Source organism: Pseudescherichia sp. (assembly GCF_031998825.1).
Lineage (GTDB): Bacteria > Pseudomonadota > Gammaproteobacteria > Enterobacterales > Enterobacteriaceae > Pseudescherichia.
Window position 1 is genome coordinate 1 of sequence record NZ_DAMACX010000069.1, and the last position, 15,502, is coordinate 15,502.

The 15,502-nt window shown below is 56.4% G+C and carries 18 protein-coding genes; 8 read left to right on the top strand and 10 right to left on the bottom strand.

Annotated features, from left to right (window positions below):
* Together RTP97_RS19750 and RTP97_RS19755 are read left to right on the top strand one after the other, a co-directional pair.
* A partial coding sequence (locus RTP97_RS19750; protein ID WP_312416658.1) for an L-serine ammonia-lyase, iron-sulfur-dependent, subunit alpha occupies positions 1–289 on the top strand: 289 nt, incomplete at its 5' end.
* Positions 290–421: 132 nt separating this feature from the next.
* On the top strand, positions 422–2,020 hold the full coding sequence (locus tag RTP97_RS19755) for a cyclic diguanylate phosphodiesterase (RefSeq protein ID WP_312416661.1): 1,599 nt from the start codon (positions 422–424) through the stop codon (positions 2,018–2,020).
* 6 nt (positions 2,021–2,026) lie between these two features.
* Here the strand turns inward: RTP97_RS19755 and yoaE are convergent, their stop codons facing one another.
* The gene (yoaE, locus tag RTP97_RS19760) at positions 2,027–3,589 is read right to left on the bottom strand and encodes a CNNM family cation transport protein YoaE (RefSeq protein WP_312416663.1); all 1,563 of its coding nucleotides are present in this window, start codon (positions 3,587–3,589) and stop codon (positions 2,027–2,029) included.
* Positions 3,577–3,717, bottom strand: a complete 141-nt coding sequence (locus RTP97_RS21470; RefSeq protein WP_409455962.1) for a protein YoaL — start codon at positions 3,715–3,717, stop codon at positions 3,577–3,579. Before RTP97_RS21470 ends, yoaE begins: the two co-directional genes overlap by 13 nt.
* 301 nt (positions 3,718–4,018) lie before the next feature.
* On the opposite strand from RTP97_RS21470, the gene manX reads away from it, so the two are divergent.
* The 5 genes from manX to mntP all read left to right on the top strand — a co-directional run bounded on the left by manX (position 4,019) and on the right by mntP (position 8,189).
* Complete coding sequence (gene manX / locus RTP97_RS19765; RefSeq protein WP_312416665.1) at positions 4,019–4,996, top strand: PTS mannose transporter subunit IIAB; 978 nt, start codon at positions 4,019–4,021, stop codon at positions 4,994–4,996.
* Between the two features lie 62 nt (positions 4,997–5,058).
* Entirely contained in the window at positions 5,059–5,859 is an 801-nt protein-coding gene (locus RTP97_RS19770; RefSeq protein WP_103819389.1) for a PTS mannose/fructose/sorbose transporter subunit IIC, read from the top strand.
* 12 nt (positions 5,860–5,871) lie between these two features.
* A complete protein-coding gene (locus tag RTP97_RS19775) occupies positions 5,872–6,723 on the top strand; it encodes a PTS mannose transporter subunit IID (RefSeq protein WP_312416667.1) in 852 nt (283 codons plus the stop codon).
* Between the two features lie 54 nt (positions 6,724–6,777).
* Positions 6,778–7,236 carry a DUF986 family protein gene (locus RTP97_RS19780; protein ID WP_312416669.1) on the top strand — a complete coding sequence of 153 codons (459 nt, stop codon included), beginning with the start codon at positions 6,778–6,780 and terminating at the stop codon, positions 7,234–7,236.
* A 386-nt stretch (positions 7,237–7,622) separates the two neighbouring features.
* Positions 7,623–8,189, top strand: a complete 567-nt coding sequence (gene mntP, locus RTP97_RS19785; protein ID WP_312416672.1) for a manganese efflux pump MntP — start codon at positions 7,623–7,625, stop codon at positions 8,187–8,189.
* Here mntP and rlmA read toward each other — a convergent pair.
* The 8 genes from rlmA to kdgR all read right to left on the bottom strand — a co-directional run bounded on the left by rlmA (position 8,186) and on the right by kdgR (position 14,283).
* Positions 8,186–9,001, bottom strand: a complete 816-nt coding sequence (gene rlmA / locus RTP97_RS19790) for a 23S rRNA (guanine(745)-N(1))-methyltransferase (RefSeq protein ID WP_312416674.1) — start codon at positions 8,999–9,001, stop codon at positions 8,186–8,188. The two genes, mntP and rlmA, sit on opposite strands and share 4 nt — an antisense overlap.
* A 61-nt stretch (positions 9,002–9,062) precedes the next feature.
* The gene (ftsI, locus tag RTP97_RS19795; protein WP_312416676.1) at positions 9,063–10,802 is read right to left on the bottom strand and encodes a peptidoglycan glycosyltransferase FtsI; all 1,740 of its coding nucleotides are present in this window, start codon (positions 10,800–10,802) and stop codon (positions 9,063–9,065) included.
* A 213-nt stretch (positions 10,803–11,015) separates the two neighbouring features.
* Positions 11,016–11,225 carry a transcription antiterminator/RNA stability regulator CspE gene (gene cspE / locus RTP97_RS19800; RefSeq protein ID WP_001062678.1) on the bottom strand — a complete coding sequence of 70 codons (210 nt, stop codon included), beginning with the start codon at positions 11,223–11,225 and terminating at the stop codon, positions 11,016–11,018.
* 12 nt (positions 11,226–11,237) lie between these two features.
* The gene (locus tag RTP97_RS21475) at positions 11,238–11,381 is read right to left on the bottom strand and encodes a DUF2627 domain-containing protein (RefSeq protein WP_409455864.1); all 144 of its coding nucleotides are present in this window, start codon (positions 11,379–11,381) and stop codon (positions 11,238–11,240) included.
* Positions 11,382–11,796: 415 nt separating this feature from the next.
* Positions 11,797–12,813, bottom strand: coding sequence for an MBL fold metallo-hydrolase (locus RTP97_RS19810; RefSeq protein WP_312416677.1), 1,017 nt, complete (start codon positions 12,811–12,813; stop codon positions 11,797–11,799).
* A gap of 24 nt (positions 12,814–12,837) precedes the next feature.
* Entirely contained in the window at positions 12,838–13,128 is a 291-nt protein-coding gene (locus RTP97_RS19815) for a YebO family protein (RefSeq protein ID WP_312416679.1), read from the bottom strand.
* Between the two features lie 74 nt (positions 13,129–13,202).
* Positions 13,203–13,346 (bottom strand): PhoP/PhoQ regulator MgrB, encoded by a 144-nt coding sequence (mgrB, locus tag RTP97_RS19820; RefSeq protein WP_042391312.1) that lies wholly within the window; start codon positions 13,344–13,346, stop codon positions 13,203–13,205.
* Positions 13,347–13,491: 145 nt separating this feature from the next.
* Positions 13,492–14,283 (bottom strand): DNA-binding transcriptional regulator KdgR, encoded by a 792-nt coding sequence (gene kdgR / locus RTP97_RS19825; protein ID WP_312416682.1) that lies wholly within the window; start codon positions 14,281–14,283, stop codon positions 13,492–13,494.
* A gap of 177 nt (positions 14,284–14,460) precedes the next feature.
* On the opposite strand from kdgR, the gene RTP97_RS19830 reads away from it, so the two are divergent.
* Positions 14,461–15,502, top strand: a 1,042-nt coding sequence (locus RTP97_RS19830; protein ID WP_312416685.1) for an MFS transporter, incomplete at its 3' end; no start/stop codon positions are given.

The following is a 15,502-nucleotide window of genomic DNA, read 5'->3' on the forward strand; positions in this document are numbered from 1 at the left end:
TGCCAGCCCGGAGCAGGTCTGCGTGGCGGCGGAGATCGGCATGGAGCATAACCTGGGTCTGACCTGCGATCCGGTTGCCGGTCAGGTGCAGGTGCCGTGCATCGAGCGTAACGCCATCGCGTCGGTGAAGGCCATCAACGCCTCGCGCATGGCTATGCGCCGCACCAGCGCCCCGCGGGTGTCACTGGATAAGGTGATCGAAACCATGTACGAAACCGGCAAGGACATGAACGCCAAATACCGCGAGACCTCCCGCGGCGGCCTGGCGATCAAGGTTCAGTGCGACTAATACGTTAAACCAGCCCTTTCACCCGAAAGGGCTAATTATTGCCCTTTTTTCTCCCGATGATTTTTTCCCCACTACACTTGCTGTGTTGCCGTTTGCTTTTTCGCCAACGGCTCTCCTGGGGATCGTGGGGATATGCAAACAGCACAGCATATTATAAGAAGCTACCGCCGAAAGCGCGCCATCGTCTGCCTGGTTGTCGCTATCTTCACTCTTTTCCTGACCCTTGGCTCGCGCTACATCTCCGAGCGAAATGCTAACCAGCAGCGGATCCTCTCTTTTACCAACCACGCGGTCTCCTCGCTGGATCGGATCCTCATTCCCCTTGCCCAGGGCCGGGGGGTGCTCCTGCCGCTGGTAGGCCTGGGCTGCGGTGAGGCGCACCTGGCGCTACGAAAGCAGGCCGCGACGATGCAAACCGTACGCTCCATCGGCCTTATCAAGAACGGCATCCTCTACTGCTCCAGCATTTTCGGCTATCGTAACGTCCCCATCCATCAGCTTCAGCCCGCGCTTCCCACGCCTCATCCGCTTCTGCTGCTTACAACCGATCACTCCTTGCTGCAGGGCAGCCCGATCCTCATTCAGTGGTTCCCCCTGACCGAGAACGGGCAGGACGGGGTGATGGAGGTGATCAATATCGATCTGCTTACCCGCCTGATGCTGGAGCCGCAAAAGCCGCTGATCACGGGAGCGAGCGTCACGGTGGGCGACCGACACCTGATCTACGGAGCCGGCGTGGTAGATAGCCTGCCGCCGCTGGTGGGCGAGACGCGTTTCCAGCAAAGCTCGGAACGGTTCCCCTTTACCGTCAGCGTCAGGGGGCCGGGTGCAGGAGAGCTGGCGCTGCGCCACCTCCCTTCCCAGCTGCCGCTGGCGGTGATCATCAGTCTGCTGATGGGCTATATCGCCTGGATTGTCACTGCCAACCGGATGAGCTTCTCGTGGGAGATCAATCTCGGACTGGCGGCCCATGAATTTGAGCTTTTCTGCCAGCCGCTGCTGAACGCCAGTACCCACCAGTGCGAAGGCGTAGAGATCCTGCTGCGCTGGAATAACCCGCGCCAGGGCTGGATCTCCCCGGACGTCTTTATTCCTATTGCCGAGGAGCAGAGCCTGATCGCCCCTCTCACGCGTTATGTGCTGGCAGAGACCCACCGCCAGCTGGGGCTGTTTCCGGCCAACAGCCAGTTTCATATCGGGATTAACGTTTCGGCAAGCCACTTCCGCGACGGCATGCTGCTGAAGGATCTTAACCGCCTCTGGTTCCACGCCCGGCCAGTTCAGCAGCTCACCATTGAGCTGACCGAGCGGGAGGCGATCACCGATATTGATTACCGGATCGTACGGGCGCTGCATCGGCGTGGGGTTAAGCTGGCGATTGATGACTTTGGTACCGGCAACACCTCTCTCTCCTGGCTGGAGAAGCTGCGCCCGGACGTGCTGAAGATCGATAAGTCCTATACCACGGCGGTAGGCACCGATGCGGTGAACTCGACGGTGACGGATATTATTATCGCGCTGGGTAAGCGGCTGAATATTGAGCTGATTGCGGAGGGGGTAGAGACCCCGCTGCAGGCGCAGCGTTTGCGCCAGCGCGGGGTAACAATATTTCAGGGATTTCTCTACGCGAAGCCAATGCCGCTAAAAGATTTCCCAAAGTGGCTGGCGGGCAGTACGCCGCCGCCAGCCACCTATAGCGGGCATGTAATGCCCATGACGCCGCTACGCTGAGCGAGGCTACTCCTCTTCGTCGTCCTGTACCGGCTGCTCTTTAACAACCCGTACCAGATCGACCCGGTAGTCGTTCGCCTCGACGACGGTGATGGTTAAGGGTGCAAGCTGCAGCACTTCGCCCGGCTTAGGAATATGGCCGTTGATGGCAATGACCAGACCCGCAACGGTAGCAATATCCTCTTCATCGTTTACCAGGGTATCTATCTCGAGCGCATGCTGAAGCGCGTGGAGATCGGTCGCGCCTTTTACCAGCCAGCCGTCGCCGTCGGTGACAATTTCCGGCGTCTCATCAGCATCCGGGAACTCACCGGCGATAGCTTCCAGCACGTCAAGCGGCGTCACCAGGCCCTGCACCACACCAAATTCGTTGGTTACCATGACGAAGCTGCCCCGTGCACGGCGCAGAACCGCCAGCAGCTTAATGGGATCCAGCGTTTCCGGAACCACGATAGCCGGTGCAGCCGAGGCGATAGCCGCCACGTCGACGCCCTCTTCCAGCGCCACCAGCAGCTCTTTCGCACGCACGATACCAATGACCTCATCCAGCTCGCCCCGGCACACCGGGAAGAGACTGTGCGGCGAGGAGAGCAGCTGCTGGCGAATGGCGTCAACGTCGAGGTTGGCATCGACCCAGCTGATCTCGCCGCGTGGCGTCATGATGCTGCGCAGTGAGCGCGAGGCCAGGGTCAGCACGCCGTTGATCATATAGCGCTCTTCATCCGCAAACGCGCCCTCGGGCACCGCAACCGGAGACTGATTGTCCGGCTCGTGCTGAACCGCAGCCTGACGGCGACCGCCCATCAGACGCAGAATGGCGTCGGCGGTACGCGCCCGCAGCGGCAGCGTGGACTGGTGGCGAATAAAGTTACGGCGCGCCACCTGGTTGAAGAACTCAATGATGATCGAGAAGCCGATTGCCGCGTAGAGATAGCCTTTCGGTATATGGAAGCCAAAGCCTTCCGCTACCAGGCTCAGACCGATCATCAGCAGGAAGCTCAGACAGAGCACCACCACCGTTGGATGTTGGTTAACAAAACGCGTCAACGGCTTAGAGGCCAACAGCATTACCGCCATCGCGATCACCACCGCCGCCATCATTACCGGCAGATGGTTTACCATCCCAACCGCAGTGATCACCGCGTCAAGAGAGAAGACCGCATCGAGGATGACGATCTGTACCACCACTACCCAGAAGCTGGCGTACCCTTTCCCCTGGCCACTGTCGTGCTCACGGTTCTCCAGGCGCTCATGTAACTCTGTTGTCGCTTTGAAGAGTAAGAATATCCCCCCGAGCAGCATGATCAGATCGCGGCCTGAGAAGGTGAAATCCATGACCGAAAAGAGCGGCTGGGTCAGCGTCACCATCCAGGAGATGACGGAGAGCAGCGCCAGGCGCATGACCAGCGCAAGGGAGAGGCCGATAAGCCTTGCCTTGTCACGCTGTTTCGGCGGCAGTTTGTCGGCAAGGATGGCGATAAACACCAGGTTATCGATACCGAGAACGATTTCAAGTACGACAAGCGTCAACAATCCCACCCAGATTGTGGGATCCATCAAGAATTCCATGACAGGCTCCTGCTAAAGGAAAGACAAATCAAAGAGGCCTTACAGCATGCAGGCGTGGTGACAGCTAAACGGGGATTAATGCAGGCGCTAAGCGGCCTGAAGGTAAACTGACGTCGGTGACGGTCCATACGGTGGGCAACTGCCCTCTACTCCAGTGATTATAAACAGAAAGTAAACATAACAGAGAGAATTACGCTTTTGCAAAGATTTACCTGAATTTGCATTTTCGAAGATATTTTGCGCAACAAAATTTCTTTTCTTACGAAAGCTAAATTACGGATCTGAATCACATAAATTATTTTTTCACTATCTAAAATAATTCGCGAAGTCTGAATTATTTCTTACCCCTCTCTGAATCGATTCGCTATGACGTAACGATTCACAATGCATCTACTACGGATGTGTTCACGATAATAAAGGAGGTAGCAAGTGACCATTGCTATTGTGATAGGCACACATGGCTGGGCTGCGGAGCAGCTGATTAAAACAGCTGAAATGCTATTGGGCGAACAGGAGAACGTAGGCTGGATCGATTTCGTGCCGGGTGAAAACGCCGAAACGCTGATCGAAAAATATAACGCGCAGCTGGCGAAACTCGACACCGGCCAGGGCGTGCTGTTTCTCGTCGATACGTGGGGCGGCAGCCCGTTCAACGCTGCCAGCCGTATTGTCGTCGATAAAGAGCACCATGAGGTGGTGGCCGGGGTCAACATTCCCATGCTGGTTGAGACCCTGATGGGTCGCGATGACGACCCGGCTTTTGACGATCTGGTCGCCGTTGCCGTTGAAGCGGGCCGCGAAGGCGTGAAGGCGCTGAAGGCGCAGCCGGTGGAGAAGGCCCAGCCTGCCGCCGCGCCTGCCCCTGCTGCCGCACCGAGGGCCGCCGTACCGCAAAAACCGATGGGGCCAGAGGACTATATGACCATCGGCCTGGCGCGTATCGACGATCGCCTGATCCATGGCCAGGTGGCGACCCGCTGGACGAAAGAGACCAACGTTCACCGCATTATCGTTGTCAGCGATGAGGTGGCCGCCGACACGGTACGCAAGACGTTATTAACCCAGGTGGCTCCCCCTGGCGTAACCGCCCACGTGGTGGACGTCGCCAAGATGATCCGCGTTTACAACAACCCGAAATACGCCGGCGAGCGCGTGATGCTGCTGTTTACCAATCCGACCGACGTGGTACGCCTCGTTGATGAGGGAGTGAAGATCACCTCGGTCAACATTGGCGGTATGGCCTTCCGTCAGGGCAAAACGCAGGTTAACAACGCGGTATCGGTGGATGAGCAGGATATCGCCGCGTTTAAAAAGCTGAACGCGCAGGGGATTGAGCTGGAAGTGCGAAAAGTCTCCAGCGATCAACGCCTGAAAATGATGGATTTAATCAGCAAAGTGGCAAAGTAACCGGCACCCGCTGATCGAAGCTGTTTTTACACTTAAATCTGTATTGTTATAGGAGAAGTACAATGGAGATTACCACTCTTCAGATTGTGCTGGTGTTCATCGTCGCCTGTATTGCCGGTATGGAGTCGGTGCTGGATGAATTTCAGTTCCACCGTCCGCTGGTGGCCTGTACGTTAATCGGTATCGTGCTGGGTGATATGCAAAAAGGCATCATCATCGGCGGTACGCTTGAGATGATCGCCCTCGGCTGGATGAACATCGGTGCGGCGGTAGCGCCCGATGCCGCGCTGGCATCCATCATCTCAACCGTGCTGGTTATCGCCGGGGGCCAGAGCATCGGGGCCGGTATCGCGCTGGCCATTCCGCTGGCGGCGGCAGGCCAGGTGCTGACCATTATCGTTCGTACCATTACCGTAGCCTTCCAGCACGCAGCGGATAAGGCGGCCGAAAACGGCAACCTGACGGCGCTCTCCTGGATCCACGTCTCCTCCCTGTTCCTGCAGGCGATGCGTATTGCCATCCCGGCAGTGATCGTTGCCTACTCCGTAGGTACCAGCGAAGTTCAGGGAATGCTCAACGCGATTCCGGAAGTGGTGACCAGCGGCCTGAACATTGCCGGGGGCATGATCGTGGTAGTGGGCTATGCGATGGTCATCAACATGATGCGTGCAGGTTATCTGATGCCGTTCTTCTATCTGGGCTTCGTTACCGCCGCCTTCACCAACTTCAACCTGGTGGCGCTGGGGGTGATCGGTGCCGTGATGGCGATTCTCTATATTCAGCTTAGCCCGAAATACAACCGCTCGGCGGGCGCGCCTGCTCAGGCTGCCGGTGCTAACGATCTCGATAACGAACTGGATTAACAGGTGAGCGACATGGTTGATATAACAAAAACGACGTCCGAGAAAAAACTCACGGCTGGCGATATCCGCGGCGTGTTCATTCGCTCTAACCTCTTCCAGGGGTCGTGGAACTTTGAACGTATGCAGGCGCTGGGCTTCTGCTTCTCTATGGTGCCGGCCATCAAACGCCTCTACCCGGAGAATAACGAGGCACGCCGCCAGGCGATTAAACGCCACCTGGAGTTTTTTAACACCCACCCCTACGTCGCCGCGCCGGTGCTCGGCGTTACCCTGGCGATGGAGGAGAAGCGTGCCAACGGGGCAGAGATTGACGATGGTGCCATCAACGGGATCAAAGTGGGCCTGATGGGGCCGCTGGCAGGCGTCGGTGACCCGATCTTCTGGGGAACCGTGCGTCCGGTATTTGCCGCACTCGGGGCGGGGATCGCTATGAGCGGCAGCCTGCTCGGTCCGCTGCTGTTCTTTATCCTCTTTAACGTGGTGCGTCTGGCGACCCGCTACTACGGCGTCGCTTATGGCTACCGTAAAGGGGTAGATATCGTTAAGGATATGGGCGGCGGTTTCCTGCAGAAGCTAACCGAGGGGGCGTCAATCCTCGGCCTGTTTGTTATGGGGGCGCTGGTAAACAAGTGGACGCATGTTAATATCCCGCTGGTGGTGTCGGAGATCACCGACCAGACCGGGAAGACTAACGTCACCACCGTGCAAACTATCCTTGACCAGCTGATGCCGGGCCTGGTGCCGCTGCTGCTGACCTTCGCCTGCATGTGGCTGCTGCGTAAGAAAGTGAACCCGCTGTGGATCATCGTTGGCTTCTTCGTCATCGGTATTGCGGGCTACGCCGTTGGCCTGCTCGGTCTGTAAGCGGTAGATGTCACGCCGGGGGCACTGCCCCCGGTTTTTATTTCTGGAGGATGAATGTCGTTAACGGATTACGTGCTGGTGCTGTGCGTGGCTGGGCTGCTGGCTTACGCTATCTATGACGAGTTTATTATGCCGCGCCGCCACGGCGCGACGCTGCTTACCGCTCCCCTGCTGCGCCGCAGCCGCGCCGACAGCGTGATCTTCACCGGCCTGCTGGCTATCCTTATCTATAATAACGTCACGCATCATGGTGCTATTTTAACCACGTGGCTATTATCTATGCTGGCGCTGGTCGTTATATATCTTTTCTGGATCCGCGCCCCAAAAATCATCTTCAAAGAGAATGGATTTTTCTTCGCAAATATCTGGATTGAATATGCGCGTATTAACGCGATGCAGCTCTCGGAAGATGGCGTGCTGGTGGTGCAATTAGAGCAGCGGCGTCTGCTGATCCGTGTACGAAATATCGACGATCTGGAAAAGATCTACAACATTATGGTTAAAACTCAATAAGTTAAAATATAGCTGTAGCTATGTTTTTGATATACCAACATCCTGAAACATAGCCATGGCTATATTATTCCCCACGCAAGCCACACTCTTTTTTAACGTTATTTTCACCCTTCACTCCAAATGAAAATAGTTATCAATAAGAAAACGAAATAATGAACTTCGGTTATTGTTTTAGTTTATCAAAATATGTTAAGGTTGCGCCCGTCGTTGGGGAGTAGCCAATTTCCCGTTCCCGGAAATGTACGTGTCAACATACTCGTTGCAAAACGTGGCGCGTACGGACCAGATAGCCGAGGCTGTTTGGTCAGGCGAGACCATAGACGCATCAACTGCTGATTACTGGGGGCAGTGATGTGTCATATGGATTTCCCGGTCAGGACGCTTGTATGAACCTATCCGCCACCCTCCTGCTCGCTTTTGGCATGTCGATGGATGCCTTTGCCGTCTCTATTGGCAAAGGTGCGACGCTGCACAAGCCTAAATTTTCTGATGCCCTGCGTACCGGTTTGATTTTCGGCGTAATTGAGACGCTGACGCCGCTGATCGGCTGGGGTTTAGGCATGCTGGCCAGCCAGTTTGTTCTCGAGTGGAACCACTGGATTGCTTTTCTGCTGCTGCTATTTTTAGGCAGCCGAATGGTGCTTGAGGGCGTGCGCGCTCAGCCCGACGACGATCTCGCCCCGCTGCGCCGCCACGGCTTCTGGCTGCTGGTCACCACCGCTATCGCCACCAGCCTGGACGCCATGGCTGTCGGCGTCGGCCTCGCCTTTTTGCAGGTCAATATTATCACCACCGCGCTGGCCATCGGCTGCGCCACGCTGATTATGTCCACTCTCGGCATAATGATCGGCAAATTTATCGGCCCGCTGCTGGGCAAACGGGCCGAGATCCTGGGTGGCGTGGTGCTGATCGGTATTGGCATCCAGCTCCTCTGGAGCCACTTCGCCTCTTAAGCGTCGCGCTGCCAGCACTGGATGCTGAAATCCGCCTCGCAGCTAAACTGTGTCATCTCTTGCAACGTCTCCCATACCTGCGGCTTCGCCCGCCAGGCAAAGGGCGTCATCTGCAACAGCGCCACGGCCTCGGCACCGTTTAGCGTCATCCTGTAGTTCTGCGAGCGCTGCTCCCGCAGCGTGAACCCAGCCAGCTGCTCACTCTGCGCAGCGTGTAGCTGCACCTCGTCATAGATCAGCCCTTTCAGCTCTACCAGATGCCGCGGCCCCGGCGCGGCGGTGATCACCCACCCTTCCGACTTGACAACTCGCGCCAGCTCCTCGGCTTTACAGGGAGCATAGATGCGTACCACCGCATCCAGCGTCGAGGCTTCAAACGGCAGGCGGTGGCTCGAGGCGACGCAGAACATCACCTGCGGATAGCGCTTTGCAGCTGCGCGGACCGCTGCCCTGGAGACGTCCAGGCCAAAGGTCTCCGCCCCGTGCTGACCAGCAATATCGGCAAAGGCGTGGGTGTAGTACCCTTCGCCGCAGCCGATATCCAGCAGCGCGTCGGCCTTAGCAGGCAGACGTGCATCCAGCAGCTCGCTCAGCGTCTGACGCAGCGGCAGATAGTGCCCGGCATCAAGAAAAACGCGCCGGGCCTGCATCATCTCTGCACTGTCTCCCGGATCGCGTGAGCGCTTATGTTGAACGGGCAGCAGGTTGACGTATCCCTCTTTCGCTATATCAAACTGGTGCCGCTGCGGGCAGACGTAGGTTTTATCGGTACGCAGCAGCGGCGCGTGACATAGCGGACAGGTGAAGGACATAGCAACTCCGGGCAGAGAGAAAGGGCGAAAGTGTAACGCCAATTGCCGCTGCGGGGAACGTCTAAGGCAGCGGATCCGCACCGCCGGGCGAATTTAGTACCACCAGATGGCTCGAATCCGGTGCCATGCCGTCCGGCCTGATGTTTTTTGCCCGCAGCACGCTACCCATAATTTCACTAAATACCGGAGCCGATACCGCCCCGCCATAGTAAGCGCCGTTTTGCGGATCGTTTATCACAACCGCCAGGGCATATTTAGGCTGGCTGGCTGGCGCAACGCCTGCGGTATAGGCTACGTATTTATCAACGTACTTGCCGTTCTCGTCGATCTTCTTCGCGGTGCCGGTTTTTACCGCTACGCGGTAGTCGCGCACGGCCGCTTTGGTTCCCCCGCCGCCCGGCAGGGCAACGCTCTCCATCATGTGCTCCACCTCATGGACAATCTCCTGCGGCATCACCTGCGCACCTACCACGGGCGGATCGACGCGGGTGATGGAGAGCGGGCGCGCCAGGCCATAGCTGCCGATGGTGGCGTAGACATGGGCCAGTTGCAGCGGGGTGACCATCAGGCCATAGCCAAACGAAAAGGTGGCGCGATCGAGCTGCCCCCAGTATTTGCGCACCGGCAGAACGCCGCCGCTCTCCCCGGTCAGCCCCAGCCCGGTCGAGCTGCCAAAGCCGAACGCTTTGTAGGTGTCCAGCAGGCGCTGAACCGGCATCGCCAGCGACAGGCGTGACACGCCGGTATCACTCGACTTTTGCAGGATGCCGGTCAGGGTCAGCTCCGGATAATATCCCACGTCGCGAATACGGTGGCCGTCGAGGGTATAGGGATGGGTATCTACGACGCTGTCAGGTTGAACGATGCCCTCTTTAAGCGCCGCCATCAGCACCATCGGCTTTACCGTCGAGCCTGGTTCAAAGGTATCGCTGATGGCGCGATTGCGGAAGTCATCCAGGGTGGCGCCGCTGCGGTTGTTGGGGTTGAAGTCGGGATAGCTGGCCATCGCCAGGATTTCACCGGTCTGAATACGCACCAGCACCGCCGCGCCGGATTCCGCTTTATTCCAGCTGACGGCGTTATCGAGTGCATCCTCGGTCAGGGTTTGCAGACGTTTGTCGATGCTCAGCATCAGCGTGTGCGCCGGTACGGCAGGCGTTTCGGTAATATTCTCGATAACGTGTCCGTGGCGATCTTTGCGCACCTGGCGCAGGCCTGGCTTGCCGGTAAGCTGAGCGTTAAAGCTCTTCTCGATACCCTCAATCCCCTGCCCATCCACGTTAGTAAAGCCAATCAGGTTAGCGGCAACGTGCCCGCTGGGGTAAAAGCGCCGGGACTCCTCCTGGAGGTTGATGCCCGGCAGGTTAAGGTTATCAATCCATTTTGCCTGCTGCGGATCAAGCTGGCGGGCGAGGTAGATAAAACGGGACTTAGGGTTATGGCGGATGCGCTCGGCAATCTCGCTCAGCGGCATGTTCAGGGCGCTCGCCAGCGCCTGCCAGCGCGAGCTGAACCCCACCCCGCCGCTGCCGTTGATCGCTTTCGGATCGGCCCAGACCGCGCTGACCGGGACGCTCACCGCCAGCGGAAGCCCGTTACGATCGACAATCATTCCCCGGGGCGGCACGATCTTCTCTTCGCGAATCGAACGCATATCCTCCTCCTTAACTAGCTTTTCCGGCGAGACGACCTGGAGCCAGGCCGTTCTGCCCAGCAGCAGGCCCAGCGCGCAGATAATGGCAACGCAGAGCAAGGCAAAGCGTAGAGGGGTATAGTTACTGGAAAGAGGATTGTTTTTCACCTTGGCTCCTGAGACGGTTTAACCCGCTGATTTGACAGGAAACAGATGAATAAAGGGAAAAAAGTGTGCTAATAACGGTATGGCTTTGCAACAAAAGACGAATGAGAGAGTCTACAGTAACATTTTGAAAAATAAGCATTAAAAAGCCCCGCACGTGGCGGGGCTTTTACGCTGACATTGATGCGCCGATAGCGCTCAAGCAGTGGAGGAAAATCAGATAGCAGTAACGTTAACCGCTGCTGGGCCTTTCTGGCCGTCCTGAATTTCGAACTCAACGTTCTGGCCTTCAGCCAGAGTTTTGAAGCCATTACCCTGGATTGCAGAGAAGTGTACGAACACGTCTTTGCTGCCGTCAGCCGGAGTAATGAAACCAAAGCCTTTAGACTCGTTGAACCACTTAACTTGACCTTTAATCTTTGCCATTTGCAAAATTCCTTAGAGTGTTTTCTTAGCCCGCAGGCATTGACCGAGATGAAACTGAGACATTACTGCATGAGGCACTAAATAAGGTTCGGCAGAGAAGCAGTATTCAACGACAACGTGTTTACTCGAAACTTCTATACTGATAATGCCACACATAAACAGAACTGTACCTCGTTTAACCTACACCGTGTTATCACATACAACGTTAAATATGGCAAGCCATTTTTAATCATGTCTGGATCTGTCGCACAAATTCGGCGGTAATCAGAACAGCGGGTGTGCAACTAACCTAGCGCAATAAGGTTACCGCGTCTAGCGAGAAGTTTACTACGGCTAAATAGAGCATGTGGTTAGCAATTTTTGTGCAATAGCTTGCTGAAAAATCATAAGAATGGGTGAGTGCAATCGCATTTTGACGGCAATGAGAAATGGGAAAGTTTACCGCCGAATAATTGTTGTGCAATTAGCGCGTCTGTTGCACCATAATAATGAAAGTTTAATGACAATGCATCAATTCAAAGCAATAAAAACGTTTCGCTAAAAATAACATAGTTTATATAACCCACTCAGGCTAGTCCGACGTCTGTTTAATAGTCTGGGTGTCGAAAGATAAATACTCACCTATTTTCAGGATCCTAAAGTTATCCGTCCGGGTTGCCGTCTCGTTTAATACTGCCGCCAGCTCCCGGGCCGGTTCATCTACTGCTTCATCCGCCAGCTCAAAGACGCCCCAATGGATGGGAAAAGCCAGCGGCTCCCCTATCTGCTGCCAGAGTGAGACGGCGTGCTGCGGATCCATATGATGTACGGACATGAACCAGCGTGGAGCATAGGCGCCTACCGGCAGTGCAGCGGCATCGGGTCTGCCAAGCCGCTCGGGGATCGCCAGCAGATCCGGCGTGTAGCCGGTGTCGCCGGCAAACCAGAATCGGTGCGCCCGGGACTCAACCACCCAACCGCACCAGAGCGAGCGATCCCTGTCCCACGGCGTACGCATGCTCCAGTGTTGGGCGGGGACGGCGGTGAGGGTCATACCCTGAAAGGTAAAGCTCTGCCACCAGTCAAGCTCGACAACGTGGCGTACGCCGTGACGGCGGCACCAGCGGCCCAGTCCCAACGGGACAAACAGCGTGATGGATGGAAAGCGTTTTAGCAGCGCGCGGATAGTGCGGGTATCAAGATGGTCATAGTGGTTATGCGAGATGAGAATGGCATCCAGCGCGGGCAGATCGTCAACGCTCAGGGGAGCGGGACTTTTTCGCAGCGGCCCGCTAAAGCGTACCGGGGAGGCGCGATTAAAAAAGAGCGGATCGGCCAGCATATAGCAGCCGTCCAGGCGCAGCAGCATGCTGGCGTGGCCCAGCCACCATACTCCGTCTTCGCTGCCGCTTATTTCGGCTCGCTGCCACCATTGCTGTAGAAAATTGTCATAGCCGCCCTCGGGAGGATGCGGCAGCCCGGCGGCGCGGCGCTCTTTTTGCCAGCGCTCGACGTCGCCAGGCTGATGCCCACCGGGAGTCAGGTTACGAAACCCCTGGGGCGTATGGTGAGTCAGGGCTGGATTAAACCAGGGATTTTTCCATGCCATCTCTCACCACCTCATCCACAACGTTTAGCGTTCAGCCACCAGGCGGATAAAATCATCGCCATCGGTCTGCACTTTTTCCGCAGCTTTCACTTCTGGCTCGGCTTTCTCCGGAGCGTTCGCTTCACAAAGGCGACGCAGTAGCGCGTTCTGCCGCTTTTGCTGCTCCAGTAGGGCTTCAAGCAGCTCGATTTGCTCGTTAGCGCGGGAGCTGACTCGGTTAACAAAAAACCACAGCACCAGCCCAACGACCAGCACCACCAGGGAGATTACCAGGGACGCAAGATTGAACGCGCCCGAATTCAGTACTTCGTTCATTACACCACCTCAATGTTGACGCGCTATCTTACCACTGGCACTAAGGAAGGGAATGATTCGAGACAAAAATGCCGCTACCAGGGGATAAATTTATTGATAACGCAAATACCACTGAAAAACTGTACGTCCTGATCGCACATTACATTGAGCATCTGGGTCCAGAGCATCAGGCAAATTACCAGGATGGCAATGACAAGCAGCCACCGAAACTTTCTCACTCTACTCTCCGAATCAATACTTTATGCAAACAGGTTACTCCCGGTATGTTAAACCGGAGCTAACTGTAGCGCTATCTGACCGATGAGGAAACCGCTGTGAAGGGTGACAGAGATGAAAACGCCGCGTCTGGCGCGGCGTCTGGTATCAAAACGGGTAGTCGTTATAACCCATCTGCTCGGAGATCTTACGCGCTGCGGTATGCAGCATCTCCACATACTCATGCAGACGCTCTTCAGAGAAGCGCAGCGTCGGGAAGGAAATGCTCAGGCCAGCGATAACGACGCCAAAGCGGTCAAAGACCGGCACACCGATGCAGCGCAGCCCCTCTTCCTGCTCCTCGTTATCTTCACCGTAGCCCTGTTTGCGGACGGTATCCAGCACCGGCAGCAGTTCGTCGGTGCTGGTGATGGTACGATCGGTGCTGCGCTTGTACTCAACGCCTTCGAGGATCTGTTTAACCTCCTCACGATCGCGCCAGGCCAGCAGCACTTTACCAATAGCGGTACTGTAGAGCGGGTTGCGGCGGCCGATACGGGAGTACATGCGCAGGTTGTACATGGAGTCGATTTTATGGATGTAGACAATGCTGTCCTCATCCAGCGCCCCGAGGTGCACCGTCTCTTTGGTCAGGCGCGACAGCTCACGCATCTGGATATCGGCACTGCGAATCAAATCCACGTTTTGCAGCGCACGTGCGCCAAGCTCAAACAGCTTCAGCGTCAGGGAGTACTTCTCTGACTCCCCCTCCTGGGCCACGTAGCCAAGAGATTTCATCGTCTGCAGAAAGCGGTAAACGGTGCTTTTTGACATCATCACACGCTGCGACAGTTCAGTAATGCCAATTTCCCGCTCTTCCCCGAGCGCCTGCAGAATGCCAAAGACCTTCAATACTGAAGAGACAGAATCTGGCTGCTTGTCCAAATCTGCGATTGCCATTAATCACCTCATCGCGAGTGTTTTATAAAAATTAGAATAGTTTTTTATTATAATTTCGTCGCGGGTCGCCCGCAATGCCAGTTTGTTAACTTCGTTACAAATCTGCGATATAAAAAGGCTCCCGGACTGGTAAAATCGTTCTCACGATAATAATTTCACCGTAAACACATAATTACCATGGATAAATCATTTTCAGACGGCCTGCCGATCCCGCAGCGCTACGGGGCCATACTGACCATTATCATTGGCATTGCGATGGCGGTGCTGGACGGCGTCATCACTAACGTCGCGCTGCCTACTATTGCCAGCGATCTGCACATCTCACCGGCCAGCTCGATTTGGGTGGTCAACGCCTACCAGATTGCCATTGTTATCTCCCTGCTCTCCTTCGCATTTCTGGGGGATATGTTTGGCTATCGGCGGGTTTATCAATGCGGGCTGGCGTTCTTTACCGTTACCTCGTTTCTCTGCGCCCTCTCCGACTCGCTTACCATGCTGACCCTCGCCCGTATCGCGCAGGGCTTTGGCGGTGCGGCGCTGATGAGCGTCAATACGGCGCTGATTCGACTTATCTATCCCCAGCGCAGCCTGGGGCGTGGGATGGGCATCAACTCCTTTGTGGTGGCGGTCTCCTCAGCGGCGGGTCCTACTATCGCCGCAGCGATCCTCGCCGTGGGATCGTGGCAGTGGTTGTTTCTGATCAACGTGCCGCTGGGGATTATCTCCCTGCTGCTGGCGATGCGCTATCTGCCCGCTAATCCACCGCGTCGCAGCACAACGCGCTTCGATCTGCCGAGTGCGGTGATGAACGCTCTCACCTTTGGCCTGCTGATCCTGGCGCTGGGTGGCTTTGCGCAGGGGCAGTCCCTGACGCTTATCGCTGTGGAAGTGGCGGCGATGCTGGTCATTGGCTACTTCTTTATTCGCCGCCAGCCTGGACTGCCCGTCCCGCTGCTGCCGGTGGACCTGCTGCGCATTCCGCTGTTTTCGCTCTCTATCTGCACTTCAATCTGCTCATTCTGTGCCCAGATGCTGGCCCTGGTCTCCTTGCCCTTCTTTATGCAAAGCGTGCTGGGGCGCAGCGAAGTTGAGACCGGGCTACTGCTGACCCCGTGGCCGCTGGCGACGATGGTGATGGCCCCGCTGGCGGGATATCTGATTGAGCGGGTTCACGCCGGGCTGTTGGGTGCGGTGGGTCTGGCGGTAATGGCCGCGGGAC